The organism is Spirosoma validum (genome assembly GCF_014699035.1).
Classification (GTDB): domain Bacteria; phylum Bacteroidota; class Bacteroidia; order Cytophagales; family Spirosomataceae; genus Spirosoma; species Spirosoma validum.
On the sequence record NZ_JACXAA010000001.1, the window covers coordinates 493356 to 518022 of the forward strand.

A 24667-nucleotide genomic window follows, 5' to 3' on the forward strand; every position below is an offset into this window, starting at 1 on the left:
TTATTCGCTTTTAGAACACCTTGTCTTTGCGAATAGCTATGGAGCTGATTAGTTAGATCAGCGGATACACTTCACCCACATATAGAACCACCTGTGTAAAATTGACGAGCGTTGATACGGTTATCGACTACATTTCAGTCACTTGTCCTGTATCCATTAATCTATGGCATCACTGGGTATATAACAAGGCTACTAGTTTGTAATCACCTTTACGTCTCATCAGGTCATGTTCAGAAAAAAAACAGAGGTTAGCAGCAAGCCGCCCAAAGCTAAAAAATCCGCCCTTCGGGAATGGTTCGACTCCGTGCTGTTTGCCGTTATAGCCGCTACGTTAATCCGATTTTTTACGGTCGAAGCGTTTGCCATTCCAACCCCTTCGATGGAAAACAGCCTGATGGTCGGTGATTTTCTGTTCGTCAGCAAACTTCACTACGGTGTTCGCACTCCCAAAACCCCGTTACAAATCCCGCTCACACACCAAAAAATATGGGGCACCGATATTCCGTCCTATAGTACGGCGATTCAGCTTCTGATTTTCAGACTGCCCGGTTTTTCGCGGGTGAAAAACGGCGATGCTGTCGTGTTTAATTATCCTCCGCCTAAAGCCGGAGAACCCGCCTACCCAACCGATTTAAAAACAAACTTTATCAAGCGGTGTATCGGTATTCCAGGCGATGTGCTGGAAATCCGCCAGGAGCAGGTTTATATTAATGGAAAGGTATTGACCACGCCAACCCGATCCGAAACAACGTATTTCGTAAAAACCACCGAAGTTCTTGACGAACGCTTTTTCCGAAAGTATGACATCGTTAACGATTTCAAATCAGCGGAAGGTCCGTTCATCAACTGGCAGCCACTGGAGGTATATAACGATTCGGCCAAAATAGCTACTCTGGTTGGTTACCGGGTCAACATGACTGAAGACGTACTGGCCAAATTCAAGGAATTCGATTGGGTCAAAGGCATTGAACCTATAACGGAGCAGCCAGGACAAACTGGGCCTGGTATTTACGGTAGTTCAGTGTATCCGTGGAATCAAGATAATTTTGGCCCACTTACCGTTCCTAAAGAAGGGGCGACAATTCCGATCAATAAACAAACCATTGCATTGTATGGGCAGCTTATTAAAGCGTATGAAGCAAACGACAACGTAGTGGTTACTCCAGCCAGCATCCAGATTAATGATCAACTCATTACGTCGTACACCTTTAAGCAGAATTATTATTTCATGATGGGCGATAACCGCCATAATTCTGAAGATTCCCGCTATTGGGGTTTTGTCCCCGAAGATCATATCGTTGGGAAAGCCGTGTTTGTATGGATGTCAATTGACCCTGTTCCAGCCGATATATGGCACAAAATTCGCTGGAACCGCGTGTTTCGTCTGGTTGATTAGATATCACCAACAAATTATCCTCTATCTTCAGTTAATTATCCATATAGCAGGGGTTTCCCACTGTCCATTAGTAGTTATCAACACTGGATTGTGGAAAACTCCTGTTTCTTTTTACCGGAAGATCCCTTTACACAACTGCTCTCAAACGCTGAATTTTGATATTCAGCCATAACGAAGAACTACGTTTTTAGACGTAGTTACTTGCTTTTCTGCCCGATTGGCCGCTTCTTGTAGCTATATCTTCTTCTTCATGGCAGAAAACCTACCGAACTCTGTTTCGACGACCGATGGAGTCGCGGAACCAACTGAATTCAACCGCTCGCTCAGTTTAATCGACTCCACGCTCATAGTGTCAGGTTCGATGATTGGATCGGGGGTTTTTATTGTTTCGGCCGATATGGCACGTAACCTTGGCTCGTCGGGCTGGCTACTGATGCTTTGGGTACTGACGGGTTTACTGACCGTTGCAGCCGCACTTAGTTATGGCGAACTGGCAGGCATGATGCCGAAAGCGGGTGGGCAATACATTTATATTCAGCGGGCGTTTGGCAAATTAACAGGCTTCGTATATGGCTGGACCGTGTTCATGGTTATTCAGACCGGTACGATTGCCGCCGTAGCCGTGGCCTTTACAAAATATACGGCCGTTTTTATCCCCGCTCTTGGTCCCGATAACGTACTGATGGCACTCGGTCCGATTAAAATTACGTTGGGATCACTTTTCGCCATCTCCAGTCTGGTGCTGATCACCTGGCTAAACAGTCGGGGTGTACAGAGCGGCAAACTGATTCAGAACGTATTTACGTCAGCTAAATTAATTGCCTTGCTGGGCCTGATTGTGATCGGTATTGCGCTCGGCCTGAGCAGCGGTCTGCTGTCGGCTAATCTCACCAATGCCTGGGAGGCTACTTTTACTTCTACAACGGGCGAAGTGGTCCCACTGGCGGGGATCGCGCTGGTACTGGCCTTTGGTACGTCGATGGTTGGGTCGTTATTCTCGGCAGATTCGTGGAACAACGTAACGTTCATCGCGGGAGAAATCAAGAATCCTCGCCGGAATATACCGTTGGCGTTGTTCTTTGGAACGCTGATTGTTACAACGATTTATTTCCTGGCCAACATTTCTTACCTCTCCTTATTGCCACTGAAAGGTTCACCAGTCGCCACCGACATTGTGGGTCGGGGTATTCAGTTCGCCGAAGCCGATCGTGTGGCAACAGCCGCCGTCTCGACCATTTTTGGCAACGTAGCCGTAGCGTTTATGGCTGCCCTGATCATGGTTTCGACCTTTGGCTGTAATAATGGTTTGATTCTGGCGGGTGCACGGCTTTATTATGCAATGGCGAAAGATGGGTTATTCCTGAAACAAGCTTCGCACCTAAATCAGAACGCTGTGCCAGGACGGGCCTTATGGCTGCAATGCATCTGGGCATCGTTACTCTGTCTATCAGGCAAATACGGCGACTTACTGGATTACTGCACGTTTGCATCGCTATGCTTTTACATCATTACGATCATAGGCTTGTTCAGGCTCCGACGTATCGAGCCCAATACGGAGCGGCCTTATCGAGCGTTTGGCTATCCCCTCGTACCAGCTCTGTATATCATCGCGGGATTAACGATTTGCGCGATCCTGCTTTATACCAAAACCTTCAATACGGGTATGGGTTTACTGATTGCAGGTTTGGGCATCCCCGTCTACTTCCTGACAAAACGCGGTCAGCAGACAACATAGTTTTTCCTGACTTTTAAGTCAGGAAGCTGACTGATTAATTGTGACGCTACTACCTTAAATAAAAAAGTCCGGAACACGATTAACGTGTTCCGGACTTTTTTATTTACCCTGGCTATTACTGTTGGAAATACTCGATTTTATCAACATCAATATTGTTATTGACTTTAGTTTCTCCTCCACTGTTACCCAGAACAACTGAATTGATTGTCAGACTACCTGTCGTTGTGTTAGGGGTCAATGTACCTTCCAGGCCGAACGAGAGTCTATCACCAGCCGCAACAGGTTGTGAAGTGGTTAGTACGTAGTAGCCTAAATCGGACGTACCATCAAAAGTCCATACGCTGTTCTGCACTGTCCGATTGTTCACCGAAGTGGCCGTACCCGACATAGTCAAACTGATTTTGGTATCTTTACTCACCTTAACGGTAATTAAGCCAGAACTTGCTACGTTATTTATCTCCAGTACATCCACTACGACAGTGACATCACCGGGGCCATTCTGAACAGTTGGACGAGCGTATATAATCGGAACTAAATCAGCTGGAGTAACCAGATTGAATCCAATTACGACCGGATCATGGTCTGACGAACGGAACTGATCAGCGGCATATAAACTAGCCGGTTTGGTTGTGTTGGTGCCATATTCGGTGTTGTAGTCCAGTATGGTGGGTTCGTCAGAATTAATATGCCACTTTTCAGCGCCTGTAACTTGTGCTGCTAACGAACTAGTCGCCAGCGCGTGGTCGAGCGAGCCAAATTGTCCATCGAATACGTAAGAATATGACGTAGTAGGCAATAAGTTACCGAAACCAGACCCTTCCAGAAACGTAATCGGATCTTCTTTTGCATACGAATTCAAATCGCCTATGATCAGGTAATCGGGATCGTTTGTACCAGTAGGCTTTCCAGCTAACCAGGTGGTCAAAGCTTGTGCCTGACGCGTGCGTGTTCCATTAGAAGCTCCCTGCCCATCGACAATATCCGTATCTCCTGCACCACCCTGACTAGATCCTTTCGATTTGAAGTGATTGACAACTACTGTCAGAATCTCACCCGTCGCGATTTGCTGAAACGTTTGTGCTAATGGCCGACGTCCTACGCCATTAAAATCAGCATTTGTTGACAGTGACGCCGGTGCCCCAACCGCGCTAGCGACTCCAGGTTTATAAATCATTGCAACCGTAATGGCATCAGTTGCGATCGTTCCCGGATTAACAAACGTATACGTACCAGGCGCAGTCAACGTATTCAATCCATTCACTAAATCCTGAATAGCACTGGCTGAACCATACCCATCATTCTCGACCTCCATCAAACCAATAATATCAGCGCCCGTATTTAAAAGGTTTTGAAGAACCTTAGCTCTCTGACGATTGAATTCTTCAAGCGTAGTAGCGCCACGAGCTGTAGGAAAGCCGCCACCCAAACCATTCCCGTTGAAATAGTTCAGTACGTTCGCACTGGCAACCCGGAGTGTACCGCCAACGGCAGGCGCAGCAACGGGTCGAGCATTCGTCGGCTGGAAATTTACGCCATTCTTCGTTTGCAGGCGATATCCTTCGAAACGCTCATCCAGCACGGTCATGATGCTGGCTACTTCATCACCCCCGCGAAGTGTATTTGATGCGCTCAGTGGATTACCGCCACGACCGAAACTGATTGTAGCAGGATAAGACGCCGAGCTACCATCATCCAGATAAATTCTTCGTTTGGCAAGCTCAGCCATATACGTTGCATAACCCGATACGCTCGGTGAGTTAAATTGCGTGTACTGGTCAAGCCGGGCGTCGGTATTGGTCTGGTTACTTGCTCCGGTAGCCGCTAATACGAGTTGACCGTAAAGGCCCAGCTGAAAATATTCCGTCACGGCTAAATTTCCCGTTGTCGCTCCCATTGTCACAAGCATCCCTTCGTAGGCTTCCAGGTCTGAGACATTTGTAACGGGCAGGTTAACAGGTGTAAAGGCTGGTAACGTACTGGCTCCCAGATTTTCCACATAGAGCAGATTGCTCAATTGGGTTAAGCTACTGCTGGTCCCGCTGGTAAATTCAGCAACTGTCCCCGTTATTCTTACTTTGTCACCTTCATTGCCGACAAAAAGACCCGCTGGATCGTAAACAAAAATACCTTCTGAGGTCGACGCGTTTAGATCAGCATCGGCATCCTCTTCCTGAACATAAAAACCACTTAGGCCAGCCGTTCCCAAAAACGCACGCGTAACGATTCCTTCAATTCTCCGCATGCCGCCAAAAGCAGGATCAAAGCTGAGCCCGCTCCCCTGGATGTCATGGATTTTGGTAACATCCATATAGGGGAGCACCGTAAAGGAGAACGAATAGTCCGAAGCCAGGTTATCGGGCGTTCCATCCTGATCCGTGATTTGAGATGCGAATGCCTTTACCGTTACGGTTTCTCCTTCGGCGAAATCAATATCTGGATTCAGCGTATACGTAGTAGGCCCGCCCGACAGCACAAACGTATGCGTGCCACTTGTAGAACCAGATACACTGAACGAACCAGCAGTTGCCGTTACAGGCTCCGAAAACGTCAGGCCAATATTACTATTAGGTGCTACGTTGGATGCCAAAGTTATTGGCGTTGTGCCGGTAACCGTCGGCGGAATATCAGATGCAGCCACAACTGAACCGTATAAACTGACTTCATCAATCCTGAATGTGCCTGTTGATAAAGCTGTTGAAGACGTTGGTGCAGTAGGATCAACCCGAACAGTGCCGTAAGGATAAAATCGGAATGTTACTGTTCCACCAGCAGCCGTTGTAACGGATGATGGAAAAGTCCAGGTCAATGTTGCGCCTACGGTTGTAGAAGTAGTAGGGGTTATAGACGGTGCCATATCAACTCGCGTAGAGTTAAAATTAGCGGCATCTGTACTATATGACACAATCAGAGAATTAGGAGCGGTGTTGCTACCCTGCCTGATGAAAGAAAGAGAGGTTAGGTTTAGCGTATATCCGGCGTTCGCTGTGATATGATATTCAATATAACTATTGTCGCTTCTGGACGGTGTCGTGCTTAGATTCGTGCTATTAAACACATTTGCAGCACTAGTACAATTTAAGGTTTGTCTAGAAAATTCCGAAACCGTAGCATTTGTAATAACACTTGATGAATTACCAGGCGTAGGGCAAATGCTTGCTCCTGTAAATGAATTTGTAATTAATTGAGCATAAACTTCATGGGGTACTAAACCCATCAGCATCAGTACTAGGAAAGAAAAGTTTGTTCTCTTCCTCAGGTTGAGACAGGGATTAAATAAATTGAAAAATTTCTTCATTTTTTTGTTGATTAATTTGGCAAAACGACTAGTTGGAATTAAAAATTGAATTGATAAAATCTAAATAATAAACTACTTGACTACAAGTTTTTTCTGTTACCGAATTGAGAAATTTTTTGAAGATAATATCACAGCGAGTATAATGATAGATTACTCTATTAAACAAGTCTAGGCATTAATAATCGAAACTCCATTATAGAAGAATATTATATCATTGACGATTTTAACGTCATTCTATACTGTCTAAAACGCCCCAGCAGAAGAAAATAACAAGGTAATGCAGCGACAGCAGCTCTATGACTAGTATCCATTGCTTAAAGAGCGTCTTAATAAGTAGACACTACGTAATATTTTGAAAGATACCAACGCGAACTTGTTTACTTGGTTATTTAATAAATCAATTTTATTATCCATTTGTATTCACTATTAAAAAAGTAAATACAAATGCATACTATTTTACACTCACGAAAATGCAATAAATAGTTAAGTAATAAAGTAAATCAACGTATAGTTTTTACAGTTTTTGTAAAGAAATTATAACTTAATCGAATAAGAAAGTTTTTTCTAGGAAGATTTACATTTTATTATTTTATATAACATTTTTCGTAATTGGTATCTAACTTAGTAGCATTGATACTTACGTAGAGTGATATGGGGGCGGGTCTTTACTAACAAAGGATAGATACGAAGGTTAGTATTATGGTAGTTATTTCCGGCGACTGAAATTTTCCAGCTCAATACAAACTTCAGATTAATATCGTTAAGAACACTCATTCGTCTATAAACTTTATATTATCAATTTGGTCAGGGGAATTGCAGTAGACTACTTTAGTTAGACTGTATGTTCTTCCGACTAAGAATCACAGTAAAAGCGCTTAGTGCACGGCAAACAACCTATGATAGTCAATAGATTATTTTATTCTTTCTGGATTGCTTTACTCATTAGTTGGGTCAGCGCCTGCACAGGTGTGGGTCCTAATACGAGTTTGTTCCGACCAACCTCCCCACGCGAGCAATATGGTCAGTCACTTAAATCCGCTAAACTTGATCGTACGGCCCTGGGCACAGACTGGCTTGAAGCGGGCGAACGGGCGCTACGTGACTCCCTCAAAATCACCGTACCATACCGGGAAAGTGGCTATTTTTCAGCAAACAAAGCGTTCGCCGTTGGCTACCGGCTCGACGCGCAACGGGGTGATCGATTCCTGATACGGGTCGAAACACAGGGCCAAAAAGCGACACAAGTTTTCATTGACGTATTTTCTCTCGAAGAGCGTAATCGCACTACATTAATTACCGCTTCTAAAGCCGATACGAACGTAGTATCGTGGGAACCTCGAAAAACGCAGAGCTTTCTGATTCGAGTCCAACCCGAATTGTTACGTAGCGGTAGTTATACCATTAGCATCACGCGTGAACCTGCCCTGGCGTTTCCGGTACAGGGTCGCGACAGTCGGCAAATCAGCAGTTATTTTGGTGCTCCTCGTGATGGTGGACGTCGTCGACATGAGGGTGTCGACATTTTTGCGCCTAAAGGTACGCCCGCTGTAGCGTCAGTCGATGGTGTCATTACGGGTGTTGGCTCAAACAGTCTAGGTGGCAACGTAGCATTTCTAATCGATAATGAACGTAGCATACGGCTTTATTACGCACACCTTGACCGCTGGAACGTAACGAACGGACAACGTGTGTCGGTTGGTGATACGGTTGGTTATGTTGGCAACACAGGCAATGCTCGCACGACTGGCCCGCACCTACATTTCGGTATTTATGGCACTATGGATGGTGCTACGGACCCACTGCCTTTTATCCGACTTGGTCGCGGTCCGGCTAAGCAGCCGCTGGTCGCTACGTCGCGATTAGGTGATACTGTGCGTGTATCCGTCGCCCGCTCAATCGTTCGGTCGGCTCCTCACAGCGATGCGCCTATCGTACGAGAGTTGCCTAAAGCCTCAGCCTTGACAATCCAAGGGGGTACTGAAACCTGGCTTCGTGTCGAAATGCCAGACGGACGGACGGGATACATAGCTGGCAGTACTATCGAAGCGTCGAAACGGTCGCTCCAGCGTCTGACGTTATCAGCTGGCAATCTGTTAGACGCTGCTGACAATCAGGCTGCTGTTATAAAGAATTTACGTCCTGGATCGTCAGTGGATGTACTGGCCGTGACCAATTCGTTTCAGTTAGTACGTAGTACCGATGGCCTAACCGGTTGGCTGCCCTTAACAATTGATTCGAATAAACCTGCCAAGGCAACCGTTCGTTAAAATCTTAATTAAATTCTTGTTTAGACGCTATCTAAATTAACGTTTACGCGTTATATTTGTCTGTTCATTTCCGTAACCATGACGAGTAACGTACCCGTAACGTACCAAGAAGTATTTCGGACCGATAGAGGTGTTGTTTATCAATGTGATGCCAGTAATCGCCTGATTCTGGAATTTTGGGACACCCATACTCAATTATCTGCCCGCGATTTTGCGCAGTTTCGTCGTATGGTTGAAACTGTCGATATTCGGCAAATGGCTTTGAGTACAGCGGCTGAACACGATGTCGAAATTCTGACTCCTCCACGCTCCGAACGGTGTTACGTATTAACGCTTTGCGAGGTTGTTCATCTGCGTGAATTGCTCACTGGCGCCAAACTCATGCTGGAGTTGAATGCCATGTTGCGCGAATGTGGTTGTACCCTTTCCGAATAAGCATAAATAGACTTTTTCTAAATTTCCTGATAATCAACCGGCTCCGCAACAAGGGTCGGTTTTTTTGTGTTGTTTTGTCATATGGATTTCTCACCGGAAACGGTCACTTATTATGAAAGACTTAGCAAGACTTCGCACCTCAGTTAAAGAAAGCGTTGAGCTGGCTCTGAACCAGCAAATACAAATGGAAATGATTTCGTCATCGAAATATTTAGCGATGGCAGGCTGGTGCGACCGGAACGGGCTAGACTACAGTGCGGGCTTTTTCTATAAGCAATCAGAAGAAGAGCGTAAGCACGGCATGAAACTGTTTCATTACCTATGCGACCAAGGTGGTACAGCTTATTCACCTGAAATTCCCGCAGTGTCTCAGGAGTTTGATTCGCTACGTTCTGTATTTGAAGGCGCTCTGGATCAGGAAATTGCTGTATCAGACTCGATCAATCGTATCATCGGTATCTGCCGTCGGGAAAACGATTACGCTACTGAAGAGCTATTGAAGTGGTACGTAAGAGAGCAGGTAGAAGAAGAGTACATTGCCCGTCGCTGCCTTGAACTGATCGATCAGATTCCAGCCGACCAAGTATACTATCTCGATAAAAAACTTGCCAGCGTTACGTATGATGGCAATCCATTCGAATAACCAACCTATGAGAGAATATAAAGGCATCCACTACGTAGTGGGTGCCTTTTTTGCATTTAAAGAATTCATAACCTGGCCTTTCAACGCCTTATGAACAGTCGAGCAAGTAATGAGTACAGACAAAATTAGAAGACTTGTGAGCGGTACATAATCCCACTATTTTTACGCTACCCATAGTCGTCTTACGTAACAGTCACATTGCCATGCGTTTGTCTTTATTTGTAGGATTTGCTTTACTTATCGTTTCCAATACGTTTGGTCAACCACTCCCCAAGCCTAATGACATCGCAGCTATTAAAGGGCAATGTGGTTGTCATGAGGTCAGTTTTCTGTACGCTGAAACATTTTCACCTAATAAAAACTACGTTTTTAAAGATCGCTACACAGCTAAAGGCACCGAGTGGGTATTCGTTGATGAAACAGTAGGGTCAGTAACTCAGCCAACTAAACTTGTCATCCAGCACCTGTTGGTTATAGGTGACACCATCGTAGTTAAGCACTGGCGTGAAGATTGGGTTTATCAGAATACCAGCTTACTCAAATTCAGCCAAAATGCGTCCTGGAAGCGGGAGAAATTGACACCCGCACAGGTTAAAGGTCAATGGACGCAGCAAGTTTTTGAAGTAGACGATAGTCCTCGCTACGAAGGCTCGGCTACCTGGATTCATGCCGATGGACGCACGTATTGGGAAAGCACTGCCGACTCCCCCCTACCCCGCCGTGAATACACGAAACGATCAGACTATAACGTATTGCGCCGAACCAATCATCATGAAATTCGGACCGACGGTTATGTTCACGAGCAGGATAATGACAAAATCATGCGCACGGAAGCAAGCGATCAGCTTTTGGCTTCTGAAAAAGGACTAAATACCTACAAACGTATTGACGAAGCAAAATGTCAGGCGGCTAAAGTATGGTGGTCCCAAAATCGGGCCTATTGGTCAGATGTACGGGCTGTCTGGAATGAACTACTGGTCAATCGTGATGTAGTTGCTATCAAAGGCCAGGTGAAAGGTCAGGTATTAGGTCGGGAATTGGATGAGTTGTCAATGATGGCCCAAAAATCAACGTACAACTCAGCAGCCAGCCGCCAACTTATTCGTCAGACTATCGAGAAATATTTGAAGTAGTGTTTCATAATTCCAAGTGCATAAAAAAACCTACCATCCTTGGATGGCAGGTTTTCCTTTTCAAAACTTCTTAGCGAGCCGCGCCATAGTCCTGGCCTGCGCTCTCGGGGAAGTTCTTCATAATGCTGGTTACCGTTTCACGGAAAGCCTGATCACGATCACGTTCCTTATTCCGGCTATTTAACTGGCCTGTTGCCCAGCCCTGCCAGACAATGTCATTCGTGCGGGCATCCAGAACATTAATAACAACGCGGTTTTCTTCGTACTGACGAGAGTAAACGTTGTTACCCATGCCGCCGTACCACCATGAGTAAGGCGAATACATGTTGTTAGACTGGATTTGCTGTTTGTCTTTCGAATCCATAAAGAATCGAACGACCAAATCTGCTTCACCCTGCGTCACGGGTTTATAACCACGTCCTTTGAGCGATTGGTCCAGCGCATCGGCAATCCGACGTTGATTCAGGTTACTGCCCACAATAGGGTCGGCGTTACGCTGACGATCGGCTTCAATACGATATGTTGTGAATTGACGAACGTTTACTTTAGGATCATAGTCGTATTTGACCGTAATGGCTGGCGCGCACGATGCAAGCGTGCCGACGACGAAAAGACTGGTGATTATGCCTTTGAGTTTCATGGAATTTGAGTCGTTAATTAGTACCGAACCGACTAATAAACGTTAAAGAAACAGCGGTTCGTATACTGCATCTTTATAACTAAAAACTGGGCTAGTTCGTTCCGATTTCTTCGCCTGATTTACAGCATCTCCTTAATCGTAAAATACTGATAATCAGACACAAGAATTCGATTAAGTATTTTTAACAGGCTTTTAAGTTCTCTGAATCTGCCGGTAGATTTCTTCAGATTTATTTAGCTGATTTAGCCGGATAATACATTCTTAAAAGTGCTTCAATAACGTACCGTTAGCCGTTGTTAAAGAGGGAACCTACTATGCCGTGCATTCATAAATGCATCCAATTACTATTTTCTACTACCCATGACGCTATTTTCAACGAAACCGTTGCAATCATTCTAAAAAAACAAAGCCACTGCCCGTTTGAGCAGTGGCTTTACCAGAATAGTTTAACGTACGTTAGGCGCTAGCCAGCGCTTCAGCGCCACCCACGATTTCAAGAATTTCGGTCGTAATGGCGGCCTGACGGGTTCGGTTATAGACTAACTTCAGTTCTTTCAGCAGTTCACCAGCATTGTCCGTTGCTTTGTCCATCGCGGTCATCCGAGCACCGTGTTCAGATGCGTTAGAATCCAGCACAGCTTTGTACAACTGAGTTTTGATAGTTTTCGGAATCAGTTCGGTAACGATCTCCTCTTCCGACGGCTCAAAAATGTAATTAATCGAAGCCGACGTACTGCCCGGAGCCGCTGTGGCCACAATGGGTAACATCTGCTCAGTCCGTAAAATCTGCACAGCAGCGTTCCGGAATTCATTATAAATAACTTCGACTACGTCGAAACGTCCATTAGCAAAGCCTTCCATCGCTTCTTCAGCAGCAGCCCGGACAGTGGCAAAATTCAGCGAAGTAAAAGCCTCAACGTGATTCTTATTCACCTTAAAGCCCCGGCGCTGGAATGCTTCCGCTCCCTTTTTACCGATCGCCATGATTTCGACATTACCCGAACGAGCCTGCGCCGAGTATTTTTCGTCCATCAGCGCCAGTGCAGCTTTTACCACGTTGGAATTAAAAGCACCGCATAGACCACGATCCGATGTAACGACGATAAGCAATACCCGATCAATAGGACGAGCTTGCTTGTAAGGGCTTTCCGATGCCGTTTCAGCACCTGCCGAAACTGTACCGAGCATTTGCGACAGCTTCTGCGCGTAAGGCCGCAATTGCGTAATGTTATCCTGCGCCCGACGCAACTTAGCAGCTGATACCATCTTCATTGCTTTGGTAATCTGCTGAGTCGAGTTAATCGAAGCAATCCGAGCGCGTACTTCTTTCAGTGAGGCCATTTTTGTAATCAGTCAACAGTCGTCAGTCGTCAGTCGATAGGCTAGGTAACTTTATCTATTACCCGAAACTATCGACTGACGACTATTGACTAATTTTAGTATTGTGCTGAGAGATCGGCGGCTACTTTCTTCAACGTTGCAGTAGCCTCGTCGGTTATTTTACCAGCCCGGAGATCTTCCAGAACCTTCGGATACTGCGCCCTTAGTACCATCGCGAACTCGCTTTCAAACGCCTTCACTTTGTTGACTGGCACTTTATCGAGCAAACCATTCGTCGACGCGTAAATAATAGCCACTTGCTGTTCAACCGGAACCGGCGAATACTGCGGTTGTTTCAACATTTCCTGGTTCCGTCGACCACGCTCAATCGTCAGCTTAGTGGACGCATCAAGGTCAGAGCCAAACTTAGCAAACGCTTCCAACTCGCGGAACTGAGCCTGATCGAGTTTCAGCGTACCAGCCACTTTTTTCATCGACTTGATCTGCGCATTACCACCCACACGCGATACCGAAATACCTACGTTGATGGCTGGCCGGATACCTGAGTTAAACAAGTTCGACTCCAGGAAGATTTGACCATCGGTGATCGAAATTACGTTCGTCGGAATGTAAGCTGATACGTCACCCGCCTGCGTTTCGATAATTGGCAACGCTGTCAGTGAACCACCGCCTTTTACCTTGTCTTTCAGACTTGGTGGCAGGTCGTTCATATTTTTAGCAATTTCGTCGTTACTATTGACTTTAGCAGCCCGCTCCAGTAACCGGCTGTGCAGATAGAATACGTCTCCAGGATAAGCCTCACGGCCTGGTGGCCGACGCAGCAACAGCGATACTTCACGATAAGCTACGGCCTGCTTCGACAGATCGTCATACACAACCAGTGCTGGACGACCTGTGTCACGGAAGAACTCACCGATGGCAGCTCCCGTAAATGGCGCGAAGAACTGCATCGGTGAAGGATCTGATGCATTGGCTGATACGACCACCGTATAGTCCATCGCTCCCGCTTTACGTAGCGTTTGCTCTACCTGCTTTACGGTCGACGCTTTCTGCCCGCAGGCAACGTAGATACAATAAACAGGCTGGCCTTTGTCGTAAAATTCTTTCTGGTTGATGATGGTATCGATAGCCACAGCGGTTTTACCCGTCTGACGGTCACCAATAATCAACTCCCGCTGACCACGACCGATGGGAATCATAGCATCGATAGCCTTGATACCCGTTTGCAGTGGCTCATTTACCGGCTGGCGGAAAATTACGCCCGGCGCTTTCCGTTCCAGCGGCATTTGAAACAGTTCGCCCTGGATTGGGCCCATACCGTCTATTGGCAGACCAAGCGTATTGACAACGCGGCCAAGAATACCATCACCTACATTAACGTAAGCAATCTGATCGGTACGTTTAACTGTGTCACCTTCTTTAATGTCTGAATAATCACCGAGCAATACGGCACCAACATTATCTTCTTCCAGGTTCAGAGCCATGGCCTGAAGCCCATTGTCGAACGACAGCAATTCACCGGCCTGCACCTTCGAGAGGCCGTAGATACGCGCTACGCCGTCGCCGATTTGCAGCACCGTACCGACTTCTTCGAGTTCAGCCTCGGTTTGGGTTCCGGCCAGTTGCTGGCGCAGAATGGCTGATATCTCGTCGGGTCTTACGGATTCCATATGTATAAAAAGAGATTTTTAAGATTGATTTTCGGCCGCAAAGGTACGATTAAAATTTAATAAAAACTTGTTCTCTCGTATAATTAGCGGCTGAATGTTAGACTTTTCCAATAAAGCACGTCTGTAGTATCAAACCGCTAGCAGCCGTAGAAAACCGTTCGTCCACATTCAGGCTATTTTCGATAAATAATCCTAGCGAATACAGGCTAAAAAAGGTATTTTTATCGTTCGATCCTTTACAATCAATGGTAAACGAAATTTTACCAAAACCTTAGGTTGCCAAACTTTTCTGCTACCTATTCACGTTTTATTAACAAATCAGTTATTGCTTTACTCCTTTTGCTTATTCGCATGAAGTTCAACCAATGGATGCTGGCCGGTATTGTTACGGCCATTTTTACCACCGGATCTGCCACCGCTCAAACCAAGAAACCCGTTGCTACGAAACCAACCTCTGGTGCTAAACCGACCGCTTCGACCAGAGTAGGCCCAACTACCACTGCGCTAACCTCTACGCAGGATTCAATCAGTTATAGCATTGGGCTGTTTATGGCGCAGAACCTAAAACAACAAGGGATAAAAGACCTAAATAATGCATTGCTGATGCGGGGTCTGGATGATGCGCTGAAGGGTCAAAAAACGCAATTAACGCAGGACCAGGCTGGGCAGGTCATGCAGAACTTCATGCAGAAACAGATGCTTGTCCGTAATGCTGAAGCCACCCAGGCATCAGCCGAAAACAAAAAAATAGGCTCTGCCTTTCTGACCGAGAACAAAGCTAAAGCTGGTGTAGTTACCACCGCCAGCGGTTTACAGTATTCTATTGAAAAAGAAGGTACTGGCGCTAAACCAACAGCCACCGATCGGGTTAAAGTACATTATACTGGTCGGTTACTCGATGGTAAAGTGTTCGATAGTTCGGTTGAGCGCGGCCAGCCTGCTGAATTTGGAGTTGGAGAAGTGATCAGAGGCTGGACAGAAGCGCTCCAACTCATGCCTGTCGGCTCGAAATGGAAGCTGTACATACCTTCTGATTTGGCTTATGGTGATCGTGGTGCGGGTGCTGATATTAAACCTGGTTCCACACTGGTATTCGATGTAGAGTTGCTTGATATTGTTAAACAATGAGTGAATTGTGAGTGAGCCAATGAGTGAATAACAAAACAGTGTTGATTATTCGCTCATTGGCTCATTTACTCATTCGCAATTAACCTGGGTAGTATAGATGAAGAAGTATCTGGTAACCCTTGTGCCCGTGCTGATGCTAAGCTTTCAGCCGGATTCGCCATCAGGAGCGTCTACGTTAGGTAGCGCAACGCTGAGAGTAGCGCCAACCTCATCTGCGGTAGATGATTTAAAGCCGTCGATCTCGCAGGAGAAAGTAGAAACGCTGGTAGCAAAACTGCTAACGACCTATCACTACCGGAAGGTACGGCTCAATGACTCTTTATCGTCAGTTGTCTGGGATAACTACCTTAAGGAAGTGGATGGTAATAAGACGTATCTGCTAGCGTCAGACGTAGCAGCATTTGAGAAATATCGCTATCAGATTGATGATGCCCTTATCAATGGCGACTTAACAGCGGCCTACGATATATATAACGTGTTTCGTCAGCGCTATAAGGAACGTAGTGAATTCATCAAAGAGCAATTAAAAACGCCCTTTACGTTTACAGCAGACGAGAGCTTTAATACCGACCGGGATAAGGCCCCCTGGCCTAAAACGGTTGAAGAGCAAAATGATCTGTGGCGCAAAATCCTGAAAAATCAGGAGCTTGAACTACGCTTAGGGAATCGCAAGGATAGTGTTGTTGCCGCAACCATGAAGCAACGGTACACGAATCTTGACAAAGCCATCAATCGTATCAAAAGTGCAGACGTATTTCAGATTTATATGAACTCGTTTGCTGAAGCGCTTGATCCACACACCAATTATTTTTCACCGAACAACGCCGATCGTTTCAATCAGGAGATGAGCCAATCGCTGGAAGGAATTGGTGCTATGCTACAGGAAGATGGTGAATACATAAAAATCACCAGCGTTCTGCCGGGAGGCCCAGCCTTTAAAAGTAATTTGCTGAAGGTTAACGATAAGATAGCAGGCGTAGCGCAGGGTGATAATGGAGCAATAGTTAACACCATGAACTGGCAGGTCGATGAGGTTGTCAAACTCATTAAAGGGCCCAAAGGTACAGTTGTGCGATTGCATGTAATCTCACCTGATGCCCTGGCGGGTGCTCCACCAAAAGAGATTCGACTGGTTCGCGAGAAAATAAAGCTGGAGGAACAACGAGCTAAGAAAGAAGTCATTGAAGTCTCGGATAATGGTAAACCGTTCAAAATTGGGGTTATCAATATTCCCATGTTCTATCGTGACTTTGAAGGTGCCCGTAAGCATGAGCAAGGCTTCAGCAGCACGACCAGCGACGTAAAGAAATTTATCGACGAGCTAAAAGGCGAGAAAGTTGATGGTATTGTGATTGACCTGCGCGATAACGGCGGGGGCTCTCTTACGGAAGCTATTGACCTTACAGGATTATTTATCCCAAAAGGCCCAGTCGTACAAGTACGCGAATCAACTGGTGAAACTGAAGTCTACACTGATCCAGATCCATCCGTAACGTATGATGGCCCAATGGCGGTTCTGGTAAACCGCTTCAGCGCATCGGCTTCGGAGATTTTTGCGGCTGCTATCCAGGACTACAAACGCGGTATTATTGTTGGTGGTCAGACTTTCGGCAAAGGCACCGTACAGACATTAATCGACCTGAACAGATGGCTTCCGAAAGAACCAGAGAAAGTCGGTCAGGTTAAAATGACGATCCAGAAATTCTATCGCATCAACGGTAGTAGCACCCAGCACAAAGGTGTAACGCCTGATATCGAACTGCCATCGGCTTTTTCAGCCGAAGAATACGGTGAAAGTTCGCAAAAAAGCGCTCTTCCCTGGGATCAGATCAATTCGACTCGCTACGAACAATCACGGGGTATCGATGATAAAATTCTGGCCCGTCTTCGTGACCGCTTTGATCAGCGGCTCAAATCAGATCCTGAACTAAAGCAATTATCGCAGGATTTGGCTGATTTCAAGAAGGCGAAAGAGAACACAGTTGTTTCGCTGCAGGAGGTGAAACGTCGTAAAGAACGTGAAGAGGCTGAACGCAAACGGGCTGCCGCGAACAAAGTGTCGCAGGTAAGTGCTCCGATCGATGAAACCGGTACACCTTCACCGAATGCACCTAAGAAGAAGAAAGATTTGTATCTCAATGAGGCAGGCTTAGTGCTGGCTGATTATATCTTAGCGGTGAATAAATAAGGACCTGTAAGGAAAATACACAATACAGAAAGGCCCGCTTGGCAAATTGCCGAGCGGGCCTTTCTGTATTGTAGATGCTACGTATCATAACTGTATAAATGGCCTTCCAGTTATACCAAACGTAACAAGCAAAAAATCGGAGCCCGTAAAGACTCCGATTTTAAGTATAAAACTATTTCTAAATGGGCTACGTGTTACTAGCCTATTTGCGGCTAATTAGTTCTTAACCAACTCACCACTGGCGCGGATGCCGATTTCATCACTGACGACAGCTTCTGGAGCTTTACCTAACGTAAAGTCAGCCCGTTTTACTTCGCCCGTAACTTTAAATCCAGCTAACGTTTTCTTGCTTTGTGGGTTTGTTACAGGGCCCGTAATCACGGCATCGAGGGTTACCGGTTTTGTTACACCGTGCATGGTCAGGTCGCCCATGAGCTTGTATTTATTGCCGGATACCTTGCTGATCGACTTGCTTTTAAAAGCCAACGTTGGATATTTAGCAGCGTCGAAGAAATCAGCCGTTTTCAGGTGGCCATCACGCTTTTCCTGATTCGTGTTAACGCTATTTACATCCGCCGTTAATTCGATCTGAGCATCGGTGAAATCAGGTTTTGATGAGGTCATTTTCACATCGAAATCCTGAAATTTACCATCTACTTCCGACAACATCATGTGCGTTACTGTAAAGCCCAGGTTAGAATGTGCTTTATCGAGCGTCCAGGTTTGAGCAAAAGCGCCCGCTGACGAAAATAGCAGGGCCGCAGCCATAATCACTTTTTTCATTGGTTGTATATAGATATATTAAGGTAAAAAAAACTCTACGTAATGAATCAACCCCGGAATTTATCCAGCAGTTTGCTAAGCAACAAAGCCTCCTCCTCGGTCAATTTTTGCCGTTGCAAATCAGACCATTCCGTTAAATAAACATCGATCTTATCTAACAGATCCAGCCCTTTATCAGTAACCAAAACGTCAACCGCCCGACGATCGCTGGGGCATTCAGTACGTTGTACAAGTTGCTTAGCGACCAGTTTATCGACCAGTCTTGATGCATTCGACATCTTATCGAGCATCCGCTCAGTAATATCCGCCACTTTGATCGGGCTAGGATGCTGACCACGCAGAATTCTCAACACATTATACTGTTGTAGCGTAACCTTGAAAGGCTTCAATACCCGCGTTTGACTATCCATCAGCCAGTTGCTGGTATAAATCAGATTCACCATAACCCGATGATAAGGCGTTCTAAACGGTATGGTTTGTTTGATATCGGTTTCGATAGACATAGCACAAAGATAATGCATATGTATTTAATGTAACAACATTATATGAATTTAATTTCCATTATTTTTAATTATCTACTGATTAACGGTAAGGAATAATTTGAGGGGCCGATACGTCGAAGTCGCGGAAACGTAGTGTTGGAACACCTTCAAAAGCCTGACGAAAAGGAATCGTATTATTAGGAATGTTGGGGTAATAGGCCAGACGAATCTGGAAACTTTCGAACGTTAAGTTTTCATTCCGCAAGCGGAAACCAATCCCATATCCCTGATAAAGAGGCCCCTGAAGCAATGGCCTTTCGGGGAAACTCACTAAGCCCAGGTTAATGAATGAGATAAAAGCAACCCGAAAGCCAATCAGATTTAGTCGGGAAAATAGAATATTCTCATAGTTAACAAACCATCGTTTTGTGCCCCGTAATGCATCCGTATTGATTCCGATTCCATCGGTATTGATCCCGCTGCCAGTTCCTCCCAGCGAAATAAACTCATTGTCGAAGCGATCGATGCCGGTGGTGTATCGCATATTGAAGAAGTGACGCATGTTTCCCCATTTGGTTTTTAGTAAGGGGCTGAAATAATTGGATTCAAAGGAAAAAACGCCCTGTTCCAACTGACCGCGACGACTGTAGCCTCCAAGGCCAATTAAACCATAGAGATAGCCCAACCGACGAATGTATTTACCCTGCGAAAAATTTACACCCGTATATAATCGCTTGCCAAGTTCGGCGTTGTCCAGACCTACAACGCCTACGACTGACTCCCCCACAGGTACGTCCTCTGTTCGGCCGAAGCCATAAATCAATACGTCACGCACGTATTTGCGCCGGGAGTACGCTACACTGAAAAGTGTAGTCCGGCTATCCTGATAGATTTGATTCGTATCCGCCGTTACGTCGGGGCGCCGAAGATACTCGTAGTTTGTGTTACGTAACGCAATAATGAGCCGGGAACGACCTGCTTCCTCAGAATTAGTCTTATAAAACAACCGGAACGAGCGACCAATCCATATATCGGTATAATTGTAACTTAGTGGCACCAGTACGGCGCTGTCGTTTTGACTAAAAATCCGGTTATTTATTTCCGTATGATTTATCTCGAACGCCCCCGCGTATTTCATATCCGGGGTTAGAAATGGGCGATAAAGCTTAATGGCCATTTGCTTCAGATCACGCAGGTGCAGAAAATCCGCTTCAGCTGTTAGAAACGTTTTTGCAATGAAAGGCACTTTATACCGAGCCTGGTACTCTAATTTCTGACGCGGGTCGCCCCCAGCATAGTTAACCTGGGCAAAAAGCTGATGCCCCAATCCCCGAAAATTTAGTTGATCAAAACCAACGCTAAAGTTATTCAAGCCGCCAAAGCCGCCATTGGGGAGCAATGACCAGACATCCTGCGTAATAACGTATACATCAACAAACTGCTTGCTACCGCTACGCGGTACGACCAGAATCCGGGCATCATGGAAGATTGATGTACTACGTAGTAAGCGTTCGTTATCACGCAGAACCGTTGGATTCAGTACGTCACCCTGCTGGAAAAGCAGGTATGAATTCCGTATAATGTGTTCACGGGTGTTGGTGTGAAAACGATTCCCCGTTCGCTCAACCCAGTTAGCAGGCTTGCGTAACGTATCGTAGACGGTCTGCCCAAACACGGATAGTCGACGGATATAAATGTCCCCAATGATACGTCCTTCGAATGCTTTAAATGGATTGACCTCGATCTGGTCTACTTCGCCTGTATTAATACGACTATTGTAAACATCCCGGAAAACAGCGTCATAAAGCTGTCGTGTCAGACGATGTTTATACATGCTCGCTTTAAGCTTCGTATAAAAAACGCTGTCGCGCTGAATTGTAATACTATCGGTCACAACTCGCGACAGCGGAGTCGCGAGCGAATCAATGGCACCGTATTCTACCGTTCCGGGCGCATGGACCCGGAGCAGATTTGGCGACAATTTCTGAAGCGTATCAGCTGATTTATGGACCGTTTTGGGTTGAATGATCTCCTGCTGGGCAATAGCGTTGTTACCGCATCCGATACAAAGCATTACCCACACCATTAACTGGCGCCAGGCTGGCAAGTATGCACTCGGATTCGGACGATTCATAGGTTTATAAGAACGTCAGTTAGATGCGATTCAACATAAAGGTTTAATTAATTATTGTCAGCATCAACGGGTTATGTATGTAATTGTTTCTGAAGCCAGAAATCTCGCTGTCGTTCGGAGCCAAATTGAAAATAATGGTAACCAAATCGTTCAAACCCCATTCGTTCATAAAAGGCCAGCGCCCGTTCGTTACGTTCCCAAACGCCGAGCCACACCGCGGCATACCCCTGTTTTTGCGCCCAATCAAGGCAATAGTCCATCAGCTTACGCCCTTGTCCCTGACCTATATGCGCCTGAGAAAGATAGATACGCTGAATCTCGATGGCTTTACCAAACTGTCGATATGCTTTGGGCATCTGACGAGGGGGTGTATGTCGACGTAGTTTGGCATAACCAATTGGGGTTCCGTCGGCTAAACTAACCAGAAAAAAAGTTGATTTAGGATCGGCTAGTTCAGCTTCCAGAATAGGAACAGTGATCGCCGACTGAACATACTCATCAACGAGTTCAGCGGGATTGTGAGGTGGTCCGAAAGCTTCGCGCATGGTGAGTGCAGCCAGATCGGCAAGCTGCTCTGCATCGGAAACAGTAGCGAGTCGAATAGTCATAACTTTGCTCTAATAAACTGACCAATGTACACATAAAGGCTGTATTTGGGCTAATTTTGTCGTTCGTCATTCTGACTATATGCTTTCTTTACGTTATCCTCTCGTACTGGCATCGGGGTCGCCCCGCCGGAAACAACTGATGACCGACGCTGGTTTTTCGTTCACCATCGAAACCCGGCCAACCGACGAAATATTTCCAGATACCATGCCCGCCGATGACGTAGCCGAATATCTTGCCCGTCAGAAAGCAGCACAATTTCAAACCGATCTGGGCGAAAGAATCGTGCTTTGTGCGGATACGGTCGTGATTTTAGACGATCAGATTCTGAACAAACCACACGATGAAGCGGATGCCCACCGAATGCTGCGATCCTTGTCCGGGCGTACACATCGCGTTCGAACGGGGGTGTGTATACTTTCCCCCGACGGCAACGGTGAACCTCAAATGCAATCATTTACCGATGAAACAATTGTGACGTTTGCTACGTTGACCGACGAGGAAATTACGTACTATATCCGGGAGTGTAAACCTTTCGATAAAGCGGGATCGTATGGCGCCCAGGATTTTATCGGGCTGGTTGGTCTTGAGCGCCTGGAAGGATCGTTTTATACCGTAATGGGTTTGCCTACGCATCGAGTTTATCAGGCCTTGAAACCATTTAGCTTACTACGCTGAAATTTTCATCAATCGTTACGTCAATACATTCATATTGTGACCAAAGCACCTCATAACCAATCAACTACAGTAATCAATCACACCTCATTCAGTACGTTCCCGGTTGGTCATACAGGTGTTCATTACGAAATTTTCGTTCGCTCCTTTGCCGATTCTAATGGTGACGGCATCGGCGACTTGAATGGCGTTACTAATAACCTTGATTATTTGAAAGAACTAGGCGTATCGGCTATCTGGCTCATGCCGATTAGTCCATCCCCAACGTATCATAAATACGACGTAACGGATTACTATGGCATTGATCCAGAATACGGTACACTGGCTGATTTTCGACGGCTTATTCACGAAGCGCACCAGCGCGGTATTGCGATCATCATCGATTTAATACTGCATCACACCAGCATCCAGCATCCGTGGTTTCGCGAAGCAGCAAAAGGATCCGATAATCCGTACTGGAACTACTATAAATGGCTTCATCCAGGGGAAATTAAGGCTCGGAAGCTGGCTACCCGCGACATTACAGCCGATTCGGGCGAACGCAATCCCTGGCATTCGCCACGCGGTGCTACGTATCCGGAGCAGTACTACGGTATGTTCTGGAGCGGTATGCCCGATCTAAATTTTGACCACCCACCCTTGCGAGAGGAAATATTCAAGATTACCCGGTACTGGCTTACGGATATTGGCGTCGATGGCTTTCGACTGGATGCCGCTCGTCATCTCTACCGCGAGTTTGAAGAACCCAAAAACCACGAATTCTGGCAGCAATTCGGGCAGGTAGTTGAAGAAGCCAAACCCGGTGCTTATACGGTTGGTGAAGTCTGGACACGACCCGAGCATATCGCACCTTATTTCCGAGGCTTGAAAGCCAACTTCAATTTCGACTTACGGTTGATGATCGAAGAAATTGTTCGCCGAGAAGACGATACGGAAGATCTGGTTGAATTTCTGGACTGTGTCCACGGAACGTTTGGCAACGTTAATCCGCAGTTCATCGATGCGCTCATCCTATCCAATCACGACCAGAATCGTATTGGCAGCTTACTGAAAGGGAATCTTAACCACCAGACGCTGGCCCGGCTAAAAGTAGCCGCCAATCTGTTGCTGACGTTGCCGGGCCTCCCTTATCTGTATTACGGTGAAGAAATCGGCATGTTGGGTCTGAAACCCGACGAAAACCTGCGTGAGCCTTTCTTGTGGGACATTCGCGCCCGCGACAAGCAACGTACCCGATGGCGCCGGGGCAAGTACAGCACCAGCCAGACAGTTCGTCCGTTAGCTGAACAGCAGACTGACCCAAATTCATTATTTAGTCATTACAAACGACTAATCCATTACCGAAACAGCCATCCGGTTCTGAACGATAACCTGAGCCGACTACAACAAACAGGCATCCGCCGGAAAGGTACGGTATCGTTTATACGTCAGACTACAAATGGACAACGTATTCTGGTACTCCACAACCTGACGGGAAAGCCCATCGACGTAGTGTTTTCTCCGGATGAAGACTGGTGTCGCGGCATCGTATTCGAGACGGTACCGGGCAGTTCGCTGATAGACGATCGCATCACTGTTCCTGCTTACGGTTGTGTAGTGATTGAGTAACACTGAAGTTATGCTTCATCATCAGATCGATTAAGCGGCTCTATACATTGATCTTTCAGTAGCCTTTACAGCTAGTTAGGACCAGTTCGCCCAAGTGAACTGATCCTAATTAGCATCAAAAATCCGCAATTCGTCTATTTAAGCTTTCAATTCGTCGGTTTCCGCTTCAGCGCTCATACAAACAGCGTCTGTTGCGGTGTTATTTCTATGTCTGCTTAGTCAAAAAACGTATTCCTGTTAGGTAACCAGCGCAACGTTTCTGACCAGATTAAAGTAAAGGTGTTTGGTACCGAATACAACCTATAAATCAACGTAAACGATGAAAAAGATCATGATTGTGCTGATCGCCGTGTCACTGACAGTTGGCGGATGTATGCGCCCGATGAATGCGATGCGCCCCCCTCACGAACAACGTGCCAACCGTAAACATGTTCCGCCCCCTACGGCTCAGCCTGGCCCCGACCGCCGACCAAATCCGTACTAGCATTTGCTGATCACTGTTTTTCAT

At 46.2% G+C, this 24667-nt stretch carries 19 protein-coding genes; 11 read left to right on the forward strand and 8 right to left on the reverse strand.

Features of this window, described 5'->3' with window-relative positions; all coding sequences use genetic code 11:
• Positions 1-226: 226 nt before the first annotated feature.
• Positions 227-1396 carry a signal peptidase I gene (lepB, locus tag IC230_RS01925; protein ID WP_191037273.1) on the forward strand — a complete coding sequence of 390 codons (1170 nt, stop codon included), beginning with the start codon at positions 227-229 and terminating at the stop codon, positions 1394-1396.
• Positions 1397-1646: 250 nt separating this feature from the next.
• The gene (locus tag IC230_RS01930; RefSeq protein WP_191037274.1) at positions 1647-3131 is read left to right on the forward strand and encodes an APC family permease; all 1485 of its coding nucleotides are present in this window, start codon (positions 1647-1649) and stop codon (positions 3129-3131) included.
• 115 nt (positions 3132-3246) lie between these two features.
• Here the strand turns inward: IC230_RS01930 and IC230_RS01935 are convergent, their stop codons facing one another.
• On the reverse strand, positions 3247-5985 hold the full coding sequence (locus tag IC230_RS01935) for an ExeM/NucH family extracellular endonuclease (RefSeq protein WP_223860183.1): 2739 nt from the start codon (positions 5983-5985) through the stop codon (positions 3247-3249).
• 1337 nt (positions 5986-7322) lie between these two features.
• Between IC230_RS01935 and IC230_RS01940 the strand changes: the two genes are divergently transcribed.
• The 4 genes from IC230_RS01940 to IC230_RS01955 all read left to right on the forward strand — a co-directional run bounded on the left by IC230_RS01940 (position 7323) and on the right by IC230_RS01955 (position 10904).
• Complete coding sequence (locus IC230_RS01940; RefSeq protein ID WP_191037276.1) at positions 7323-8693, forward strand: peptidoglycan DD-metalloendopeptidase family protein; 1371 nt, start codon at positions 7323-7325, stop codon at positions 8691-8693.
• A gap of 78 nt (positions 8694-8771) precedes the next feature.
• Positions 8772-9128 (forward strand): hypothetical protein, encoded by a 357-nt coding sequence (locus IC230_RS01945; RefSeq protein WP_191037277.1) that lies wholly within the window; start codon positions 8772-8774, stop codon positions 9126-9128.
• 112 nt (positions 9129-9240) lie between these two features.
• Positions 9241-9771 (forward strand): ferritin, encoded by a 531-nt coding sequence (locus IC230_RS01950; protein ID WP_191037278.1) that lies wholly within the window; start codon positions 9241-9243, stop codon positions 9769-9771.
• Positions 9772-9974: 203 nt separating this feature from the next.
• On the forward strand, positions 9975-10904 hold the full coding sequence (locus IC230_RS01955; RefSeq protein ID WP_191037279.1) for a DUF6607 family protein: 930 nt from the start codon (positions 9975-9977) through the stop codon (positions 10902-10904).
• Positions 10905-10974: 70 nt separating this feature from the next.
• On the opposite strand, the gene IC230_RS01960 is transcribed toward IC230_RS01955, so the two are convergent.
• The 3 genes from IC230_RS01960 to atpA form a co-directional block, all read right to left on the reverse strand.
• Positions 10975-11544, reverse strand: a complete 570-nt coding sequence (locus IC230_RS01960; RefSeq protein WP_191037280.1) for a DUF4136 domain-containing protein — start codon at positions 11542-11544, stop codon at positions 10975-10977.
• Positions 11545-12000: 456 nt separating this feature from the next.
• Positions 12001-12885 carry an ATP synthase F1 subunit gamma gene (atpG, locus tag IC230_RS01965; RefSeq protein WP_191037281.1) on the reverse strand — a complete coding sequence of 295 codons (885 nt, stop codon included), beginning with the start codon at positions 12883-12885 and terminating at the stop codon, positions 12001-12003.
• A 95-nt stretch (positions 12886-12980) separates the two neighbouring features.
• The gene (atpA, locus tag IC230_RS01970) at positions 12981-14555 is read right to left on the reverse strand and encodes a F0F1 ATP synthase subunit alpha (protein ID WP_191037282.1); all 1575 of its coding nucleotides are present in this window, start codon (positions 14553-14555) and stop codon (positions 12981-12983) included.
• A gap of 351 nt (positions 14556-14906) precedes the next feature.
• Here atpA and IC230_RS01975 point away from each other — a divergent pair, with 351 nt between their 5' ends.
• The gene (locus IC230_RS01975) at positions 14907-15683 is read left to right on the forward strand and encodes an FKBP-type peptidyl-prolyl cis-trans isomerase (RefSeq protein ID WP_223860184.1); all 777 of its coding nucleotides are present in this window, start codon (positions 14907-14909) and stop codon (positions 15681-15683) included.
• Positions 15684-15780: 97 nt separating this feature from the next.
• The gene (locus tag IC230_RS01980; RefSeq protein WP_191037283.1) at positions 15781-17871 is read left to right on the forward strand and encodes a carboxy terminal-processing peptidase; all 2091 of its coding nucleotides are present in this window, start codon (positions 15781-15783) and stop codon (positions 17869-17871) included.
• A 216-nt stretch (positions 17872-18087) separates the two neighbouring features.
• Here the strand turns inward: IC230_RS01980 and IC230_RS01985 are convergent, their stop codons facing one another.
• From IC230_RS01985 to IC230_RS02000, 4 genes are all read right to left on the reverse strand, one after another.
• Positions 18088-18654 (reverse strand): YceI family protein, encoded by a 567-nt coding sequence (locus IC230_RS01985; protein WP_191037284.1) that lies wholly within the window; start codon positions 18652-18654, stop codon positions 18088-18090.
• Positions 18655-18701: 47 nt separating this feature from the next.
• Complete coding sequence (locus IC230_RS01990; RefSeq protein ID WP_191037285.1) at positions 18702-19157, reverse strand: MarR family winged helix-turn-helix transcriptional regulator; 456 nt, start codon at positions 19155-19157, stop codon at positions 18702-18704.
• A gap of 79 nt (positions 19158-19236) precedes the next feature.
• Positions 19237-21270 (reverse strand): BamA/TamA family outer membrane protein, encoded by a 2034-nt coding sequence (locus IC230_RS01995; protein WP_191037286.1) that lies wholly within the window; start codon positions 21268-21270, stop codon positions 19237-19239.
• A gap of 71 nt (positions 21271-21341) precedes the next feature.
• A complete protein-coding gene (locus IC230_RS02000; protein ID WP_191037287.1) occupies positions 21342-21878 on the reverse strand; it encodes a GNAT family N-acetyltransferase in 537 nt (178 codons plus the stop codon).
• Between the two features lie 79 nt (positions 21879-21957).
• On the opposite strand from IC230_RS02000, the gene IC230_RS02005 reads away from it, so the two are divergent.
• From IC230_RS02005 to IC230_RS02015, 3 genes are all read left to right on the forward strand, one after another.
• Positions 21958-22554: a Maf family protein gene (locus IC230_RS02005; protein WP_191037288.1), complete on the forward strand. Its 597-nt coding sequence runs from the start codon at positions 21958-21960 to the stop codon at positions 22552-22554.
• A 72-nt stretch (positions 22555-22626) separates the two neighbouring features.
• On the forward strand, positions 22627-24159 hold the full coding sequence (locus IC230_RS02010) for an alpha-amylase family glycosyl hydrolase (protein WP_191037841.1): 1533 nt from the start codon (positions 22627-22629) through the stop codon (positions 24157-24159).
• 319 nt (positions 24160-24478) lie between these two features.
• Entirely contained in the window at positions 24479-24643 is a 165-nt protein-coding gene (locus IC230_RS02015) for a hypothetical protein (RefSeq protein ID WP_191037289.1), read from the forward strand.
• Positions 24644-24667: the final 24 nt, after the last annotated feature.